Source organism: Rosenbergiella gaditana (genome assembly GCF_018494065.1).
Lineage (GTDB): Bacteria > Pseudomonadota > Gammaproteobacteria > Enterobacterales > Enterobacteriaceae > Rosenbergiella > Rosenbergiella gaditana.
On record NZ_JABBFR010000006.1, the window covers coordinates 112,403 to 128,718 of the forward strand.

The window sequence follows — 16,316 nt, forward strand, 5'->3', positions numbered from 1 at the left end:
GCTTACCTTATTACTACAGTTCATCCAAAAAGGCTTTATCTAACTGCTTGAAAGCCCTCATTAATAATTCTGCAAGGTGTTGGTAGGTCACTTCCCTCTGGGGAAGGTTTACTACATGCCCCGAAGTTTGTAGCTTTTCACGAATAGTATGAAACCATTCTAACGTACCGCCAGGTAAGGGTTTACTCGCCCGTTTACCTAACCACCATAGACCTTGGATTGGCAAACTACAGGCAAAAATGGCAGTCGCAATCGCGGGTCCGATTTGCGCATGAAACGCCAGCTGCCAGCACAGAATGAATACCGCAATCGGCGGCATAAAGCGAATACCAAATTGTGTCGCTCGACAAACCCTATTTTCAGGAAAAATGGCAGAGAGGCTCTTTTGTAATGGCCAACTTTTCATATATTTTTTCCCAAGACGCAGCGTAGTAAAGACCCCGGGTCGATGCGTATCGTTCATTGTTTTTGCCTCAAAAGCCGAAGGATTTAAAAAGTTTTAAATCCCGATTAATTGGGAGTACCATTCGCACCACACTCTCTGCGTGCATGAATGGGTCTAGGATAACACCCCCATCATCAATCGATGAGAAAGATGACACAAACTTACACTGATTATTCTGAACAATCCTATAAATCACAGTGGCATTGCCTCAGAACATAGTTATCGCTATTGACCAGTGTATATTAGCATTAACGATGGCAATACCGATTCAGAGGGAATTTGGTGGTTGCTCACACATTAAATTTACAGGTGCGTTTATGTCGAATAACTTAGTTCTGGTTCTTAATTGTGGCAGTTCCTCTCTAAAATTCGCAATTCTTGATCCCGCCACGGGCGCTGAATACCTTTCCGGCTTAGCAGAATGTTTTTCGCTGCCGGAATCCCGTATAAAATGGAAATATTCTGGCGTTAAGCAAGAGTCTGCATTAGGTGCTGGAACGGCCCACAGTGAGGCATTAGCTTTTATTGTTAATCGTATTTTGGCCGACGCCCCTGAACTGTCTGAAAAAATTACCGCTATTGGCCACCGAATTGTCCATGGAGGCGAGCATCTTACCCAGTCTGCCGTCATAACCGATGAGACGATTAAAGCAATAGAACACGCTATCTGCTTTGCCCCTTTACACAATCCCGCACACCTTATTGGCATACGAGAAGCTTTCAAAAATTTCCCCCACTTAACCACTAAAAATGTCGCTGTTTTTGACACCGCCTTCCATCAAACCATGCCTGAGGAATCGTATCTCTATGCGTTGCCTTACGAGCTTTATGAGCGACATGGTATTCGCCGCTACGGTGCACATGGCACAAGCCATTTTTATGTATCACGACAAGCCGCTAAATTACTCGAAAAATCGGTCGATGACCTCAATGTCATTACTTGCCATCTCGGTAATGGGGGGTCGGTCGCCGCCATCCGCCACGGACAATGTGTCGATACCTCAATGGGGCTAACGCCTTTGGAAGGATTGGTGATGGGCACACGCAGTGGCGATATCGATCCCGCCATTATCTTTTATCTGCACGATAATTTAGGAATGAAGGTCGCGGAGATCAACCAGTTGTTGACCAAAGAGTCGGGGTTACTGGGGCTTACTGGCGTGACAAGCGATTGCCGATATGTCGAAGACAATTTTGCTGATAAACCCGAAGCGAAGCGCGCTTTAGATGTTTTCTGTCACCGTTTAGCCAAATATATTGGTGCTTACACCTCGCTTATGGACGGCAGGCTTGATGCGGTGATCTTTACCGGCGGAATTGGTGAAAACTCAGCAAAAATTCGTGAACAAACCGTGCAAAAACTAGCATTATTAAATTTAGCCATTGACGAGACGAAAAACTTAGCAGCGCGTTTTGGTGAGTCAGGCGCAATTCATCGTGATGGAAGCTGCCCAATCTTTGTTATTCCAACGAATGAAGAGTGGGTCATTGCGCAAGACGCTGCAACACTGACTGCTTAAGAGATTTACTATCTGTTTCAAAAATTGTAGAGGGGGTTAATTTGTCTCGTACTATTATGCTGGTGCCACTGAGCACAAGTGTGGGTCTCACCAGCGTTAGCTTAGGGGTTATTCGTGCGATGGAACGTAAAGGCATGCGTATTAGCATGTTTAAGCCGATCGCCCAAGCGCGTGATGCCGAACAACCACAAGACCATACAACGGAAATCATCAAAGCCACATCCTCTATTCCTGCCGTGGCTCCCTTAGCACTGAGCTATGTTGAGAACTTACTCAGCAATAATCAGCAAGATATCTTAATGGAAGAGATTATTGCGCATTTCCATGACAACACGACAAATGCTGAAGTTGTGTTAGTGGAAGGATTGGTGCCGACGCGTAAAAATCAATTTGCGCAAACCCTAAATTATGAAATCGCCAAAACGCTTAATGCTGAAATTATTTTTGTCGTTTCTCCCGGCACGGACACACCAACCCAGCTGAAAGAAAGAATTGAGCTTCAGCTCAATAGCTTCGGTGGTCGTAAAAACAAAAATATTGCTGGTGTGATCATCAACAAAATTAATGCGCCTACCGATGAAGAAGGACGTACGCGGCCGGACTTGTCAGAAATGTTCGACGATACCAATGAAGCAACGGTCGCAAACATTACACTCGAACAGCTCAGTCAAGCATCCCCTCTACCGATTCTTGGCTGTGTTCCTTGGAATTTCGATCTCATTGCTACCCGTGCAATTGATATGTGCCGACATCTCAAGGCTGATATTATCAATGAAGGCGATATTGCTTCGCGCCGGATTCAATCGGTCACCTTCTGCGCACGCAGCTTACCGAATATGCTCAAATTATTCCGTCCAGGCTCGTTACTTGTGACTTCGGCTGACCGACCTGATGTGTTGGTTGCTGCCTGTTTAGCCGCGATGAACGGTGTGGAACTTGGCGCGATCTTACTGACTGGCGGTTATCAAATTGATCCTGCGGTTCAGGATCTCTGTTCTCGAGCATTTCAAACCGGATTACCCGTTTTCTTAGTGGAGACTAACACCTGGCAAACGTCACTAAACCTACAAAGTTTTAACTTAGAAATTCCGGTCGATGACACCCAGCGTATTGAAAAAGTACAGGAGTTTATAGCAAGTTATATCGATAAGCCGTGGATTGACTCGTTGGGGTCCATCGCGGAACGTAGCCGTCTACTCTCCCCACCGGCGTTCCGCTATCAATTGACCGAATTAGCACGCCAAGCAGGCAAACGTATCGTGTTACCTGAAGGTGATGAGCCAAGAACATTACGCGCTGCTGCAATATGTGCGGAACGTAAAATTGCACAATGCGTCTTACTCGGTGATCCGGCAGAAATCCAACGTATTGCCTCGGTACAAGGTATTGTGTTAGGTGAAGGTGTTAGCATTATCGATCCACATGCTGTCAGAGAACACTACGTCTCACGACTGGTCGAGTTACGAAAAAACAAAGGTATGACGGAAGTCGTTGCTCGTGAGCAACTGGAAGATAATGTCGTACTCGGAACCTTAATGCTGGAAAAAGGTGAAGTCGATGGATTGGTATCCGGTGCGGTACATACCACTGCGAATACTATTCGTCCCCCCTTACAACTGATTAAGACCGCGCCTAACAGTAGCATTGTCTCATCCGTCTTCTTCATGCTATTGCCTGAACAAGTGCTGGTGTATGGCGACTGTGCGATCAATCCAGATCCTAATGCTGAACAGCTGGCTGAAATTGCTATCCAATCAGCAGATTCCGCTGCGGCCTTTGGCATTGAACCTCGGGTTGCAATGATCTCCTATTCCACCGGTAATTCAGGCAGCGGCAGTGACGTCGATAAAGTACGCGAAGCCACACGTCTTGCTCAAGAGAAACGTCCTGACCTGATTATTGATGGGCCTTTGCAATATGATGCCGCTATTATGGAAGATGTTGCGAAATCAAAAGCACCGAATTCTCGAGTGGCAGGTCGTGCGACAGTGTTTATCTTCCCTGACCTCAACACGGGAAACACTACCTACAAAGCGGTGCAACGTTCTGCGGAATTAATTTCAATCGGACCGATGCTACAGGGTATGCGTAAACCCGTGAATGATTTATCACGCGGCGCATTAGTAGACGATATTGTGTACACCATTGCACTAACGGCTATCCAGTCACAGCAAGCGGAGAGCTGAATCTTACTCATCAGCCACCTGTCACCTTTGGCGACAGGTGGCTGTTAATTTTCAGCGAATTAACGGCCTTCGTTATTACGGGTCAACCATAACGCTAAAGCTTTCAGCGAGTCGTCTGTAAATTCATCGCAACGTGCCGTGATCTCTTCTGCCGTCATCCAGAAAACCTCAGTCACTTCGCCATCTTGTAAGGCAAACGGGCCATGGCAGACACAACTAAAGAGGCTGCCCCAGACGCGACACCCTTCGTCTTCAAAATAAAACTTGCCATGTTCGGCCAAGGGAACATCGGCTATACCTAGCTCTTCTTCAGCTTCACGGCGCGCGGAGGCTAATAGCTCTTCACCTGATTGTACGACACCTCCGGCTGTCGCATCGAGTTTCCCGGGCGCAAAGTCTTTGTCCTCTGCACGACGTTGGACCAAAATACGTCCAGTACCCTCTGTCACAACGATATAGGTTGCGCGATGACGCAGTGATTCAGCTCGCATTTGTTGGCGAGCAGCGGTCGCAATCACTTCGTCATTCTCATCAACAATATCAACCCATTCAATCTGACCTACAGGCATTTGTTCAACCATGGTTAACCCTTTTCAACGCGAGTAGTCACTCGGCGTTACATGCTATTATTTACCCTAAGAGTAATGAGTAAAATTTAATTTCGCAATCTCTAGGATTGTGAAGAAATGCTTTTCATTTCATTTTAGGTTACTGCGGAGAAATTGTTGCAGACGTAACGAATTAGGACGGATGAAAATTTCCTCTGGTGGGCCCTGTTCTTCAATCTTCCCTTGATGGAGAAAAATAACCTGTGAAGAGACTTCTTTTGCAAATGCCATTTCATGCGTCACAATTATCATGGTTTTCCCCTCTTTGGCCAGCTGCTGCATAATCCGTAATACTTCGCCCACTAGCTCAGGATCCAGGGCAGACGTCGGTTCATCGAATAAAATAATCTCTGGTTCCATCGCTAATGCCCGCGCGATTGCTACCCGCTGTTGCTGACCGCCGGAAAGGTGAACTGGGTACTTTTTCCAATTTACTGGACCAATACCCACTTTACGTAAGTGATATTCCGCCTTCTCTTTAGCTTGCGCTTTCGTCATCCCTAATACTCTACAAGGTGCCTCCATCACATTCTGTAATACCGTCATATGGCTCCACAGATTAAAATGTTGAAACACCATACACAGTTTGCTGCGAAGTAATTTCAGTTGTTGCTTATCTGTTACCTGTAACTGCTGTGTTCGATCCCGGGTGACAGGGATCTGTTGTTGATTCAACCATATTTCCCCCGCATTAGGGTGTTCAAGGAAGTTTAAACAACGCAACAATGTACTTTTCCCGGAACCCGATGCGCCGATAATGGCAATCACATCGCCTTCATGCGCGGTGAGACTGATACCCGCTAAGACCTCATGCTGGCCATATGATTTGTGGAGCTGCTCAATTCTGAATTTTTCTGTAGACGACATACGCAAACCCTTAGCGTGAACTGATATGAGGTAACCAACGCTTTTCAATCTGACGAAACGCCATAATCAAAATGCAGGAGATAAAAAGATAAAGTAAGCCGGCTATTCCAAATGCAGTGAAAGGCTGGTAGGTATCAGCGTTTATATCTCGGGCCACTTTCAAAATATCGGGAACTGTCGCAGTAAACGCCAAGGAGGTAGAGTGTAATAATAAAATCACTTCGTTACTGTATGCCGGCAGTGCGGTACGTAGCGCTGAGGGTAGAATAATTGAACGCCATAGTGTTAGCCCACGAAAACCAAAAGCCTGTGCCGCTTCGATCTCCCCAGCTGGCACTGCGCGTATCGCACCCGCGAAGATTTCCGTGGTATAGGCTGCCGTATTAAGGGTCAAGGCTAAAAGTGTGCAATGTAATCCGCTGCGAAAAAACTCCTGCAGCAACTGATGGTCTTTGACCACCTGTAAGGTGTACAGCCCGGTATAAATAATCAAAAGTTGAACATAGAGAGGCGTACCTCGTAATACAAAAGTAAAGAGGGCAATCGGTGACGAGAACCACCTACGGGGTGAAACACGCCCAATAGATAAAAATAATGCAAGGATACCGCCCACCACCATAGAAAATACTAACAACCATAAGGTCATGGCTAAGCCACTGAGTTGATAGCCATTGCTCCAGAGTAGAGATTGCCAATATTGTTGCAGTATCTCATTCATAACGTGACCTTCTTCACACCAACAGTGTAGGTCCGCGTCAGCCCAGATAAGATAAGTTGCGAAACTAAAGTGAACAGGAGATAAACCGCCCCCGCTACCAGCGCGAAGAAAAGCGGTTGCCAAGTACTTTTACCGGCTAATTGCGTGGCTTTAACCAACTCCTCCAATCCCAGTATCGATACAAGTGCCGTGGCTTTTAAGATCACTTGCCAGTTATTACCGATGGCAGGTAAAGCAAAGCGCATCATCAGTGGGAAATTGATGCGTACAAAACATTGCCAAGCTGTCATACCATAAGCGATAGCCGCCTCACGTTGACCAATAGGCACCGCTAAAGCGGCGCCCCGAAAAGTTTCCGTGAAATAAGCACCATAAATAAACCCTAATGTGATGATACCGGCAGGAAGCGGAGCGATATCAATATGGGCGATATTCAGACCATGAGTCAGTTGATTAAGCGCTATCTGTAAACCATAAAATATTAATAACATTAAAACTAAATCAGGGATCCCACGTATAACTGTGGTATAAGCGGTTCCGATGGCACGTAACCAAACATAACGGGACAACCTTGCGGCAGCTCCGCCCAAGCCAATAATAATCGCCAAGACCAGTGCACTCAGCGCAAGTTGTAACGTCATCCACGTGCCTTGCAGAATAACTTGCCCATAACCTTCTAGCATTTACGACCTCTCTTAACTCGCTAATACAGAGCGTCAGCCTAAGCTACGCTCTGAGACTGTTGCGTCTTATTCGTCGTAAATATTAAAATCGAAGTACTTTTTCGCCAGTTTGTCGTAGGTCCCGTCTTTATGCATCGCCGCGATAGCTTTATTAATCGCTTGGGTTAGTTCTGTATCACCTTTGCGCAGCCCAATTCCCGTCCCGACTCCGAAAATTGCCTTATCTTTTACCGCTGGACCCGCAAAGCTGTAGCCTTTTCCACCCGCCGATTTCAAGAAGCCTTCGCTAGCTTGGACTTCATCTTGGAAAGCCGCATCTAAACGTCCTGAGGCTAAATCTTGGTAGACCTGATCCTGAGCTTGATAAGGCACGATGGTAACACCTGCCACACGCCAGTATTTATTAGCATAGGTTTCTTGAGTCGTCCCCTGCTCAACACCGATTGTTTTACCTTTCAACGACGCTGCGGTCGGTTGTAAAGGAGAACCTTTCACAACCACTAAACGTGCATTGGCGGCGTACAATTTATCCGAAAAATCAATTTGTTGAAGGCGCTTTTCCGTAATCGATAGCGCTGAGATGATCGCATCAATTTTTTCAGCTTTTAGAGAAGGGATTAATCCATCAAAATCACCCGGTACAAATTCACATTGCGTCGCAATTCTTTTACAGATTTCGTTTACTAAATCAATGTCGAAACCGACGAGTTTACCATCAGGAGTTTTCGATTCGAAAGGGGGATAGCTGGGATCTGTGCCGAAACGAAGATGCGTCGGCAGCGCAGAGAAGGCATGGCTAGAAAGTGTCAATCCTAGGAACAACGAGGCAAATACCGTCAACTTTTTCATGTCTACCACCAGTGAGAGAAGATTCCCACTGGAAATGCACAAAACATGCCAAGGCGTAGCAGTGTTTTCTAGGGGTTCGCGCGTAAATCAGCACTGATTCGGTGCAGCTAAACCCATGCGCACTATTAATGACCTTTCCAGCGGGTAAACAAGTCTTCATCTAACTGGATATCGAACTGATCGATAATACGGTTGACGGTCTGATCGACGATATCGGTAATAGAAGTCGGACGGTGATAAAAAGCCGGAACGGGCGGCATAATAATGGCACCCAGCTCAGCAGCAGTGGTCATCATCCGTAGGTGACCGAGGTGTAAGGGGGTTTCGCGTACGCCTAAAACCAGCTTGCGTCCCTCTTTCAACACAACGTCTGCCGCACGAGTGAGTAACGTATCACTGTAACTATGAACAATAGCGGATAGGGTTTTAATCGAACAAGGAAGAATGACCATACCTAGCGTTTTGAAGGAGCCGGAAGAGATTGATGCACCAATATCACGCACATCATAGACTTCATCTGCCAACGCTTGCACCTCTCGCCAGCTATAATCTGTCTCTAAAGAGAGTGTTTGACGCGCTGCCATACTCGCTACCAGGTGCGTTTCAACCTCAGGTACCGTTTTTAATACCTCAAGCAGTCGCACACCATACAGTGCACCACTTGCCCCAGAGAGGCCGACAATCAATCTTTTGGTCATAATGACTATTTTCCCAAACACTGAGCGCTGATTTGCGAAGGCTGAGTATAGCAGAAAGCAGAACAGGGCGAAATTCGCCCTGTTGTCGAGATGATCAGACCTTAACCTTCGTTATGAAGCTCGAGTCCTTCAACCTCACTTTGCCGTGCGACAGCTTGTACATCGTCTTTGCGCAGTGATTGTAGATAATCTAAGTATTCTTGATTGACGTCTTGGGTGACATAAACGCCGTTAAATACCGAGCACTCAAATTGTGCAATATCTGGATTCTCTTCTTTCACCGCCTCAATCAAATCATTCAGGTCTTGGAAGATTAAAGCATCCGCTTTGATCAGTTGGCAGATTTCATCAACTTCGCGACCATGGGCGATCAATTCATTAACGCTCGGCATATCGATACCGTAGACATTTGGGAAGCGAATTTCTGGCGCCGCAGAAGCCAAGTAGACACGTTTTGCCCCCGCTTCACGTGCCATTTCAATAATTTGCTCTGAAGTGGTACCCCGAACGATAGAATCATCGACCAATAGTACGTTTTTATCCCTAAATTCTGCACGGTTAGCATTCAGTTTGCGGCGTACCGCGCTGCGACGTAACTGCTGACCAGGCATAATAAACGTACGTCCCACATAGCGGTTTTTTACAAACCCTTGGCGATAAGGCTTGTCTAAGATGCGGGCAATTTCGAGTGCTACATCGGTAGAGGTTTCAGGGATAGGGATCACCACATCAATGTCGAGATCACTCCACTCACGTGCAATTTTCTCGCCTAATTTTGTGCCCATGCGAATTCTCGCATTGTAAACGGAAATTTTATCGATGAAAGAGTCTGGACGAGCGAAGTAAACGTACTCGAATAAACACGGATTATTCTTTGGCGCATCGGCACATTGACGAGTAAAAAGTTCACCTTGTTCGGTGATATAGACCGCTTCACCCGCGACCACATCGCGAATAAATTCAAAGCCGAGCGTATCCAACGCTACACTTTCCGATGCCACCATATACTCAGTGCGGCCATCCGGTAGTTGACGTTTACCTAACACTAATGGACGGATCCCATTCGGATCGCGAAATGCAATCATCCCATGGCCGATCAACATCGCCACCACGGCATAAGCACCGCGGATCTGACGGTGCATACACTGAATAGCGGTAAAGATGTTATCAGCTGTCAGCGGATAATCTTGAAAGCGGTCGAGCTCTTGCGCGAAGACATTGAGTAACACTTCAGAGTCAGAAGTCGTATTGATATGACGCCGACCTTGTTCGAACAGACGCGTTCTTAACTCATGCGCATTGGTCAAATTACCATTGTGTGCCAGCGTAATACCGTACGGAGAGTTCACATAGAAAGGCTGCGCTTCCGAGGCACTTGAGCTACCTGCAGTAGGGTAACGAACGTGGCCAATACCCATTGTCCCTTGAAGACGTTGCATATGACGCGCTTCAAACACGTCACTGACGAGTCCATTCGCTTTACGTAAGCGAAAGCAATTGAGCTGATCAATCGTACAGATGCCTGCGGCATCTTGACCACGATGCTGTAGCACCGATAACGCATCATAAATTGCTTGGTTTACAGGTAAAAAACCGCTGATACCGACAATCCCACACATGGTGTCATTTCCTCATAGCCGCTTGTCCCGACTCACTATCGGGGTAGAAAACTCGATGTGCTCTGCAGATAGTCAAAAAACCATCTAATGACAATACTAAACTGTGGGATCAACTGTGACTGGGTCCAATCGACACTTTTTGAAAAACCCGTAAAAGTGTCAAGAAAAAAGAGTATCGCAGCGACGATGAGTCCGCCGCGTAGCGCGCCGAAACAGACCCCTAATACACGATCAGTTCCTGACAGGCCAGTCTTATCCACTAAACTTCCAATCACATAATTGACCAGAGCGCCCACAATTAGCGTCGTGATAAAGAGCACCGCAATGGCTATTCCATTACGGATCATTGGTTGTTCAAAACCTGAAAACCAATCCGCCAATAAAGGGTAGTAGTGGCTCGCGACGAAAAAAGCACAACCCCAAGTAATTAATGAGAGGGCTTCTCTCACAAATCCACGGATAAGACTGACTAATGAAGAGAGTCCAATGATGCCTAATATGGCGTAATCAATCCAATTCATCCGCGTAACCTATACCACTTCATGACATTGCTTCCTCTATCGCGGCGCATTCTAACAGAAAAAGAAAACGTTTGCGTATGGTTTTCCTGCGCCAAGCTAAAAAAGGGCAATTCCTAAAAAATAAGGAATTGCCCTACCCTTTCTCTCCTCATTGCTAGGAGAATTGTCGGTGACAGATCAATGCACCCGGTAAGGCATGACCACGCCAAACAATCCGGTTTTCGCCTTCAATTCAGCAACCTGAGACTGTAAATGGCTCTTGGAGGTATCTGGACCGACCAGTATGCGGTTGATCTGCCCTTGAACCGGCGTTGCAGGAATCGAGTAGGCTTTAAAACCTGCGCTTCTTAACTGTCCAACCACTTCAGAGACCCTTGACGCATTACGTAAAGCACCAAGTTGGATAACATATGCTTGACCCGTAGGAGTTGAAGGCGTCGTGCTCTGTGCAGCAGATTGTTGTCGTTGTTGTACCTCGGCCTGTTGCTGTGCGGCAAGCTGCTGTTGCTTCTCCTGAGCCTGACGTTGAGCGACTTGTTGTTGATGCGCTTGGTCCTTTAACCGTTGCGCTTCACGCTGTGCCAGCTGCTCTTGTGTACGTTGCATCTGTAGCTGTGTTGGGTTTACCCCTGCGTCATGAGGTTGTGTCGCCACACTGCCGCGCGATGCTTCTTGCGAGCTGCCCTCATCAGGAATATGCTGGGCCGCCTGCTGACGAATCGTTTTAGAGGGGATTGGCTGGGTAACAGGTGGAACCATCTCATCGTTCAGTTGGTCACCGGGTTTTGGGACTAAGGGAATGGCTGCAAACTCTTCATGATAATGCTTTTTTTTGCCATCAAGTAAGCCGGGTAAAATAATAACGCCGAGTGCCACCAGAATAATGGTCCCCGCCATACGATTTTGAAATTTACTGGCCACGTTACTGCTCCTTATCACTCAACGCCATAACCGCCGCAACGGTATGGAAAGATCCACACACTAACACAATATCTTCGGCATCGGCTTGCGCCAGTGCCGCATGCCAAGCCTGTTCTACTGCCCCATAACACGCTGCCTTAGGCAGAGATTGCTGTAACCTCTGTGCCGTAGCCCCTCGAGGCCCCTCTAAGGTTGCGCAGTACCACTGATTTACCACCTCAGATAACACGGTTAATGTGCCATCAATATCTTTGTCATGGAGCATACCAATAACGCCATGCACTTTCCCTTTAGGCGTAATCTGTTCAATTTTTTCAACAAGGTAGCGTGCCGCATGGGGATTGTGCGCGACATCCAAAATGACCAACGGTGATTGTTGCAGGATTTGAAAACGTCCCGGTAACGTCGCCGTAGCAATGGACTCTTTCAAGGTTGATTCACTAATGGTTAATCCTGACACACGCAGTGCAGCCAGCGCTGTCGCCGCATTAGCTAGCGGGATATGTGGGAGTGGTAAATCCGTCAATTTCCCTTGAATATCTTCGAACTGCCAACTATGTGGTGAGGCGTGGTAAGACCACTGTTTACCGCGAGCTAATAAAATTGCCCCTTTGTCCTGCACCACTTTACTGATCGTTGCAGGCATATCCGGCTCGCCGACAACGGCCGGTTTACCCTGACGGAATATACCCGCCTTTTCCCGACCTATGCTCTCACGATCCGGGCCTAGCCAATCGGTATGGTCAAGGGCGATTGAGGTGATCACGGCAATATCCGCATCAATAATATTCGTGGCATCCAGCCTGCCGCCCAGGCCGACTTCTAAAATTACCACATCCAGATCGGATTGTTTAAACAGCTGTAACGCTGACAATGTGCTGAATTCAAAGAAGGTCAAAGAGGTATCACCACGACCTTGGTTAAGGCTATGAAAACTGGAAATATGTTCTTGATCAGTGAGTTCTTGACCATTTATTCGCACCCGCTCGGAATAGCGAATAAAATGGGGGGAACTGTAAACGCCTACGCGATAGCCTGCTGCCATTAATAAGACTTCTAATGTGCGGCAAGTTGTTCCTTTACCATTAGTCCCCCCTACCGTGAACACAAATGGGGCCGGCTTGAGAAGATTCAGTTCGGTCGCGACGTGGCGAATACGATCTAAGCCAAGTTCAATGGCTTGACCATGTAACTGTTCAAGGTAAACCAGCCATTCCTCAAGCGAGGAAGACGAGTGTGGGGAATGAGGCTTAGACATGGTATGAATTTTTCGCTAATACAATGATAAAAAAGACGCTACCAGAGCGTCTTTCAATGTGCAATATAGAATTAAGCGTCGCTAGGCGTTTGCTCAATCTTCTCAGGCTCTGGCGGCAGCTCTTCAGGAAGCGGTGCCGGAAGATTCATCATCTTGGCTAACAAGCTAGCGAGTTTGAAGCGTAGCTCTGGACGACGAATAATCATATCAATCGCCCCTTTTTCGATGAGAAATTCACTGCGCTGGAAACCAGGCGGTAATTTCTCACGAACTGTTTGCTCAATAACACGTGGGCCCGCAAAGCCAATCAGGGCTTTCGGCTCACCGATATTAAGGTCGCCGAGCATTGCAAAGCTTGCCGAGACACCGCCCATCGTTGGGTCGGTCAATACTGAGATATAAGGTAGACCACGTTCACGCATTTTAGCTAACGCTGCACTGGTTTTTGCCATTTGCATTAACGACGTTAGCGCTTCTTGCATACGAGCTCCACCACTGGCGGAGAAACAGATTAGCGGGCAACCGTCTTCCAACGCTTGTTCTGCCGCTCTGACAAAACGGGCACCGACTACTGCACCCATCGATCCCCCCATAAAGGAGAACTCGAACGCAACGGCCACTACAGGCATGCCATGAAGTTGGCCTTTCATTGCAATCAGAGCGTCTTTTTCACCGGTCTCTTTTTGCGCTGCGACAATACGGTCTTTATACTTTTTAGAATCACGGAATTTCAGTAAATCACGCGGTTCTAACTCGCTTCCCAGCTCAAGGGTTGTGCCCTGATCAAGGAAAGTATTCAGACGATCGCGTCCATGCATACGCATATGGTGATCACACTTAGGACATACTTCTAAGTTACGTTCTAGCTCGGCACGGTATAATACCTGACCACAGCTCGTACATTTCGTCCAAATCCCTTCAGGAATACTCGCTTTGCGGGCAGGTGCAACATTTGTTTTGTTAAGAATGCGTTCAATCCAGCTCATTGGTCACTCTATATTGGATTTTTCTTCTGAAAACAACCACTTAACGCTGTTTTCTGTTTAATGAATATACGATATTACACCATAAAACACTCCATTATGCCACATATAGATCAATGGGTTGGACTACCATGTAGAACGCTATTCACCAGATGAGTCACCACACCTAACACTCTGGCATCATCAAGAGCGTCACCCTCGACAATGCCATCGTCAGTCATTATTTACTGTGACGGTAGAGTTAGAGAATACTGAACTCCGTTAATAGGCTTGGATCGTAAACGTTATTATTCTCAAAGTCAGTAGAACTCCATGGCAAAGTCATTGGAAATTACCTGAACCATAAACATTATCAATAAATTTTTAAGACTTTGGTCCCAAATTCCATGCATAGCACGCCACTTAAAAAATTCTAAGATTATTATCTAGTTGAATGATTAATTCATCGGCCATCCTAATCGACTGAAGAAGGTGACGAATACAAATTTAAGCTCAGTCGACTGCTTGCGCCGGAATACAATTTTTGGGGTCTATAAAGGTGATTGTAAAATGAATATTTTGATTAAGAGAAATTCACTAATACTCACGGGGCTGTTATCTGCGGTACTAATAACACCAATACCGTACCTGCAAGCAATGCCGCCTGACACTAAAAATACAATACAAAAAAAGACTGCAGGCCAATCGATGCCTGGTGAAGGGACATGGTGGAAAGAAGCAGTGGTCTACCAGATTTATCCTCGTTCATTCAAAGATACCAATGACGACGGCATAGGCGATCTTAATGGTATTACCGAAAAACTTGACTACCTGAAAACTTTAGGTGTTAACGTCATCTGGCTTAGTCCACATTTTGATTCTCCCAATGCTGATAACGGCTATGACATTCGCGACTACCGAAAGATTATGAAAGAATTTGGGACAATGGCAGATTTTGATCACCTGATGGCAGAAGTCAAAAAACGCAATATGCGGCTGATTATAGACTTGGTAGTCAATCATACCAGTGATGAACATCAGTGGTTTGTGGAGAGTCGCAAATCCAAAAACAACCCATACCGTGATTTTTACATTTGGCGTGATGGCCACAATGGTAAAACACCTAATAATTATCCATCTTTTTTTGGTGGTTCAGCTTGGACGCTGGATTCGAAAACAGGTCAATACTATTTGCATTATTTCTCTAGCAAACAGCCGGATCTTAACTGGGATAACTCAAACGTCCGGAAGGATGTCTATGACATTATGCGCTTCTGGCTGGATAAAGGCGTATCTGGCTTTCGCATGGACGTAATTCCATTTATTTCTAAGCAGCCAGAACTTCCTAAACTGCCTCCTGCCACACTAGCGCATCCAGAATACGTTTTTGCTAACGGACCTTACGTTCATCAGTATCTGCAGGAAATGAACAGCAAAGTGCTTTCACACTATGACACAATGACTGTAGGTGAGGCGTTTGGTGTGACTCCCGAACAGGCGAAAAAATTCACCGACCCGCGGCGCCATGAACTAAACATGTTGTTTAATTTTGATTTGGTGAGACTGGATCGTGATGACTGGAGAAAGACCGACTGGACCCTACCACAGCTTAAAGCGACTTATACTAAAATTGACAATGGGTCAGGTGAATATGGCTGGAATACCAGCTTCCTAAGCAACCACGATAATCCGCGTGCCGTATCGCACTTCGGTGACGACAGCCCGCGTTGGCGTGAAGCCTCTGCTAAAGCGTTAGCGACCATGATGATGACGCAGCGCGCCACCCCGTTCATTTATCAGGGGGATGAGCTGGGAATGACTAATTACCCGTTCAAACACATTGAAGACTATGAAGACGTTGAAATTCGGGGTCAGTGGCAAGAACTGGTCGTCAGCGGAAAAGTACCTGCGCAGGAGTTCCTGAAAAATATCAAGCAAACCAGCCGTGACAACGCACGCACACCAATGCAATGGACAAGCAAAGCCAACGCCGGATTTACAGCAGGAAACCCTTGGCTATCAGTCAATCCTAACTATGTACACATTAATGCTGCAGCTCAAGAACATAATCGGGACTCTGTCTATAACTACTATCGAAGCTTAATTACCCTGAGAAGCAAAACTCCTGCGCTGATTTATGGAAAATATAAGGATATTGACCCAGCAAACAATAAGGTGTTCGCGTACACACGCACACAGGACGATCAGCGCTATCTGATTGTAATTAATTTCAGCGAGAAGCAACTTAACTATTCTCTTCCAAAGGGAATAAAAATTAACAGTCTGGTGCTAGACAGCGGTTCTGATCACAGGGTTAAAGAAGGTGCAACCCAGTTAGTTCTCCAACCATGGCAAGCTTCAATTTACAAACTGTAAGCCGTTGCTGAATTACACCGCCACACAGTAAATGGCGGTGTCAATAAATAGCGCTCATTAAATCACGAGCGCGGCGTTCTGTGGA

15 protein-coding genes and 1 pseudogene are annotated in these 16,316 nt (G+C 46.5%); 4 read left to right on the forward strand and 12 right to left on the reverse strand.

Going from position 1 to position 16,316, the window contains the following annotated elements; genetic code table 11:
* Positions 1–13: 13 nt before the first annotated feature.
* The gene (gene yfbV, locus HH682_RS06355) at positions 14–463 is read right to left on the reverse strand and encodes a terminus macrodomain insulation protein YfbV (RefSeq protein ID WP_214236753.1); all 450 of its coding nucleotides are present in this window, start codon (positions 461–463) and stop codon (positions 14–16) included.
* 299 nt (positions 464–762) lie between these two features.
* On the opposite strand from yfbV, the gene HH682_RS06360 reads away from it, so the two are divergent.
* Positions 763–1,965, forward strand: a complete 1,203-nt coding sequence (locus HH682_RS06360; RefSeq protein ID WP_214236754.1) for an acetate kinase — start codon at positions 763–765, stop codon at positions 1,963–1,965.
* Between the two features lie 41 nt (positions 1,966–2,006).
* A complete protein-coding gene (pta, locus tag HH682_RS06365) occupies positions 2,007–4,151 on the forward strand; it encodes a phosphate acetyltransferase (protein ID WP_214236755.1) in 2,145 nt (714 codons plus the stop codon).
* Between the two features lie 59 nt (positions 4,152–4,210).
* Here pta and yfcD read toward each other — a convergent pair whose 3' ends face one another.
* The 11 genes from yfcD to accD all read right to left on the reverse strand — a co-directional run bounded on the left by yfcD (position 4,211) and on the right by accD (position 13,879).
* Positions 4,211–4,732 carry an NUDIX hydrolase YfcD gene (gene yfcD / locus HH682_RS06370; protein ID WP_214236756.1) on the reverse strand — a complete coding sequence of 174 codons (522 nt, stop codon included), beginning with the start codon at positions 4,730–4,732 and terminating at the stop codon, positions 4,211–4,213.
* Between the two features lie 117 nt (positions 4,733–4,849).
* Positions 4,850–5,626 (reverse strand): ABC transporter ATP-binding protein, encoded by a 777-nt coding sequence (locus HH682_RS06375; RefSeq protein ID WP_214236757.1) that lies wholly within the window; start codon positions 5,624–5,626, stop codon positions 4,850–4,852.
* Positions 5,627–5,636: 10 nt separating this feature from the next.
* Positions 5,637–6,344 (reverse strand): ABC transporter permease, encoded by a 708-nt coding sequence (locus tag HH682_RS06380; RefSeq protein ID WP_214236758.1) that lies wholly within the window; start codon positions 6,342–6,344, stop codon positions 5,637–5,639.
* Positions 6,341–7,027 (reverse strand): ABC transporter permease, encoded by a 687-nt coding sequence (locus HH682_RS06385; RefSeq protein ID WP_214236759.1) that lies wholly within the window; start codon positions 7,025–7,027, stop codon positions 6,341–6,343. The genes HH682_RS06380 and HH682_RS06385 overlap by 4 nt, the downstream gene beginning before the upstream one ends.
* Before the next feature lie 66 nt (positions 7,028–7,093).
* Positions 7,094–7,876 (reverse strand): lysine/arginine/ornithine ABC transporter substrate-binding protein, encoded by a 783-nt coding sequence (locus tag HH682_RS06390; protein WP_214236760.1) that lies wholly within the window; start codon positions 7,874–7,876, stop codon positions 7,094–7,096.
* Between the two features lie 125 nt (positions 7,877–8,001).
* On the reverse strand, positions 8,002–8,574 hold the full coding sequence (locus HH682_RS06395; protein ID WP_214236761.1) for a UbiX family flavin prenyltransferase: 573 nt from the start codon (positions 8,572–8,574) through the stop codon (positions 8,002–8,004).
* Between the two features lie 101 nt (positions 8,575–8,675).
* Complete coding sequence (gene purF / locus HH682_RS06400; RefSeq protein WP_214236762.1) at positions 8,676–10,193, reverse strand: amidophosphoribosyltransferase; 1,518 nt, start codon at positions 10,191–10,193, stop codon at positions 8,676–8,678.
* A 35-nt stretch (positions 10,194–10,228) separates the two neighbouring features.
* A complete protein-coding gene (cvpA, locus tag HH682_RS06405; RefSeq protein WP_214236763.1) occupies positions 10,229–10,714 on the reverse strand; it encodes a colicin V production protein in 486 nt (161 codons plus the stop codon).
* A 177-nt stretch (positions 10,715–10,891) separates the two neighbouring features.
* Positions 10,892–11,635: a cell division protein DedD gene (gene dedD / locus HH682_RS06410; RefSeq protein WP_214236764.1), complete on the reverse strand. Its 744-nt coding sequence runs from the start codon at positions 11,633–11,635 to the stop codon at positions 10,892–10,894.
* Position 11,636: 1 nt separating this feature from the next.
* Entirely contained in the window at positions 11,637–12,893 is a 1,257-nt protein-coding gene (folC, locus tag HH682_RS06415) for a bifunctional tetrahydrofolate synthase/dihydrofolate synthase (RefSeq protein ID WP_214236765.1), read from the reverse strand.
* Between the two features lie 71 nt (positions 12,894–12,964).
* Positions 12,965–13,879: an acetyl-CoA carboxylase, carboxyltransferase subunit beta gene (accD, locus tag HH682_RS06420; protein ID WP_214236766.1), complete on the reverse strand. Its 915-nt coding sequence runs from the start codon at positions 13,877–13,879 to the stop codon at positions 12,965–12,967.
* A 278-nt stretch (positions 13,880–14,157) separates the two neighbouring features.
* On the opposite strand from accD, the pseudogene HH682_RS06425 reads away from it, so the two are divergent.
* Together HH682_RS06425 and HH682_RS06430 are read left to right on the forward strand one after the other, a co-directional pair.
* A pseudogene (locus HH682_RS06425) lies at positions 14,158–14,235 on the forward strand (IS1 family transposase); the annotation flags it as partial.
* Positions 14,236–14,563: 328 nt separating this feature from the next.
* A complete protein-coding gene (locus tag HH682_RS06430) occupies positions 14,564–16,231 on the forward strand; it encodes a glycoside hydrolase family 13 protein (protein WP_214236805.1) in 1,668 nt (555 codons plus the stop codon).
* The last annotated feature ends 85 nt before the right edge of the window (positions 16,232–16,316 follow it).

What these genes read in the sequence shown, in the direction of transcription:
- HH682_RS06360 (WP_214236754.1), top strand. Translation starts at nt 763, where the DNA reads ATGTCGAATAACTTAGTTCTGGTTCTTAATTGTGGCAGTTCCTCTCTA.
- HH682_RS06375 (WP_214236757.1), bottom strand. Translation starts at nt 5,626, where the DNA reads ATGTCGTCTACAGAAAAATTCAGAATTGAGCAGCTCCACAAATCATAT.
- HH682_RS06390 (WP_214236760.1), bottom strand. Translation starts at nt 7,876, where the DNA reads ATGAAAAAGTTGACGGTATTTGCCTCGTTGTTCCTAGGATTGACACTT.
- HH682_RS06380 (WP_214236758.1), bottom strand. Translation starts at nt 6,344, where the DNA reads ATGAATGAGATACTGCAACAATATTGGCAATCTCTACTCTGGAGCAAT.
- HH682_RS06385 (WP_214236759.1), bottom strand. Translation starts at nt 7,027, where the DNA reads ATGCTAGAAGGTTATGGGCAAGTTATTCTGCAAGGCACGTGGATGACG.
- cvpA (WP_214236763.1), bottom strand. Translation starts at nt 10,714, where the DNA reads ATGAATTGGATTGATTACGCCATATTAGGCATCATTGGACTCTCTTCA.
- yfbV (WP_214236753.1), bottom strand. Translation starts at nt 463, where the DNA reads ATGAACGATACGCATCGACCCGGGGTCTTTACTACGCTGCGTCTTGGG.
- folC (WP_214236765.1), bottom strand. Translation starts at nt 12,893, where the DNA reads ATGTCTAAGCCTCATTCCCCACACTCGTCTTCCTCGCTTGAGGAATGG.
- purF (WP_214236762.1), bottom strand. Translation starts at nt 10,193, where the DNA reads ATGTGTGGGATTGTCGGTATCAGCGGTTTTTTACCTGTAAACCAAGCA.
- accD (WP_214236766.1), bottom strand. Translation starts at nt 13,879, where the DNA reads ATGAGCTGGATTGAACGCATTCTTAACAAAACAAATGTTGCACCTGCC.
- HH682_RS06395 (WP_214236761.1), bottom strand. Translation starts at nt 8,574, where the DNA reads ATGACCAAAAGATTGATTGTCGGCCTCTCTGGGGCAAGTGGTGCACTG.
- yfcD (WP_214236756.1), bottom strand. Translation starts at nt 4,732, where the DNA reads ATGGTTGAACAAATGCCTGTAGGTCAGATTGAATGGGTTGATATTGTT.
- HH682_RS06430 (WP_214236805.1), top strand. Translation starts at nt 14,564, where the DNA reads ATGCCTGGTGAAGGGACATGGTGGAAAGAAGCAGTGGTCTACCAGATT.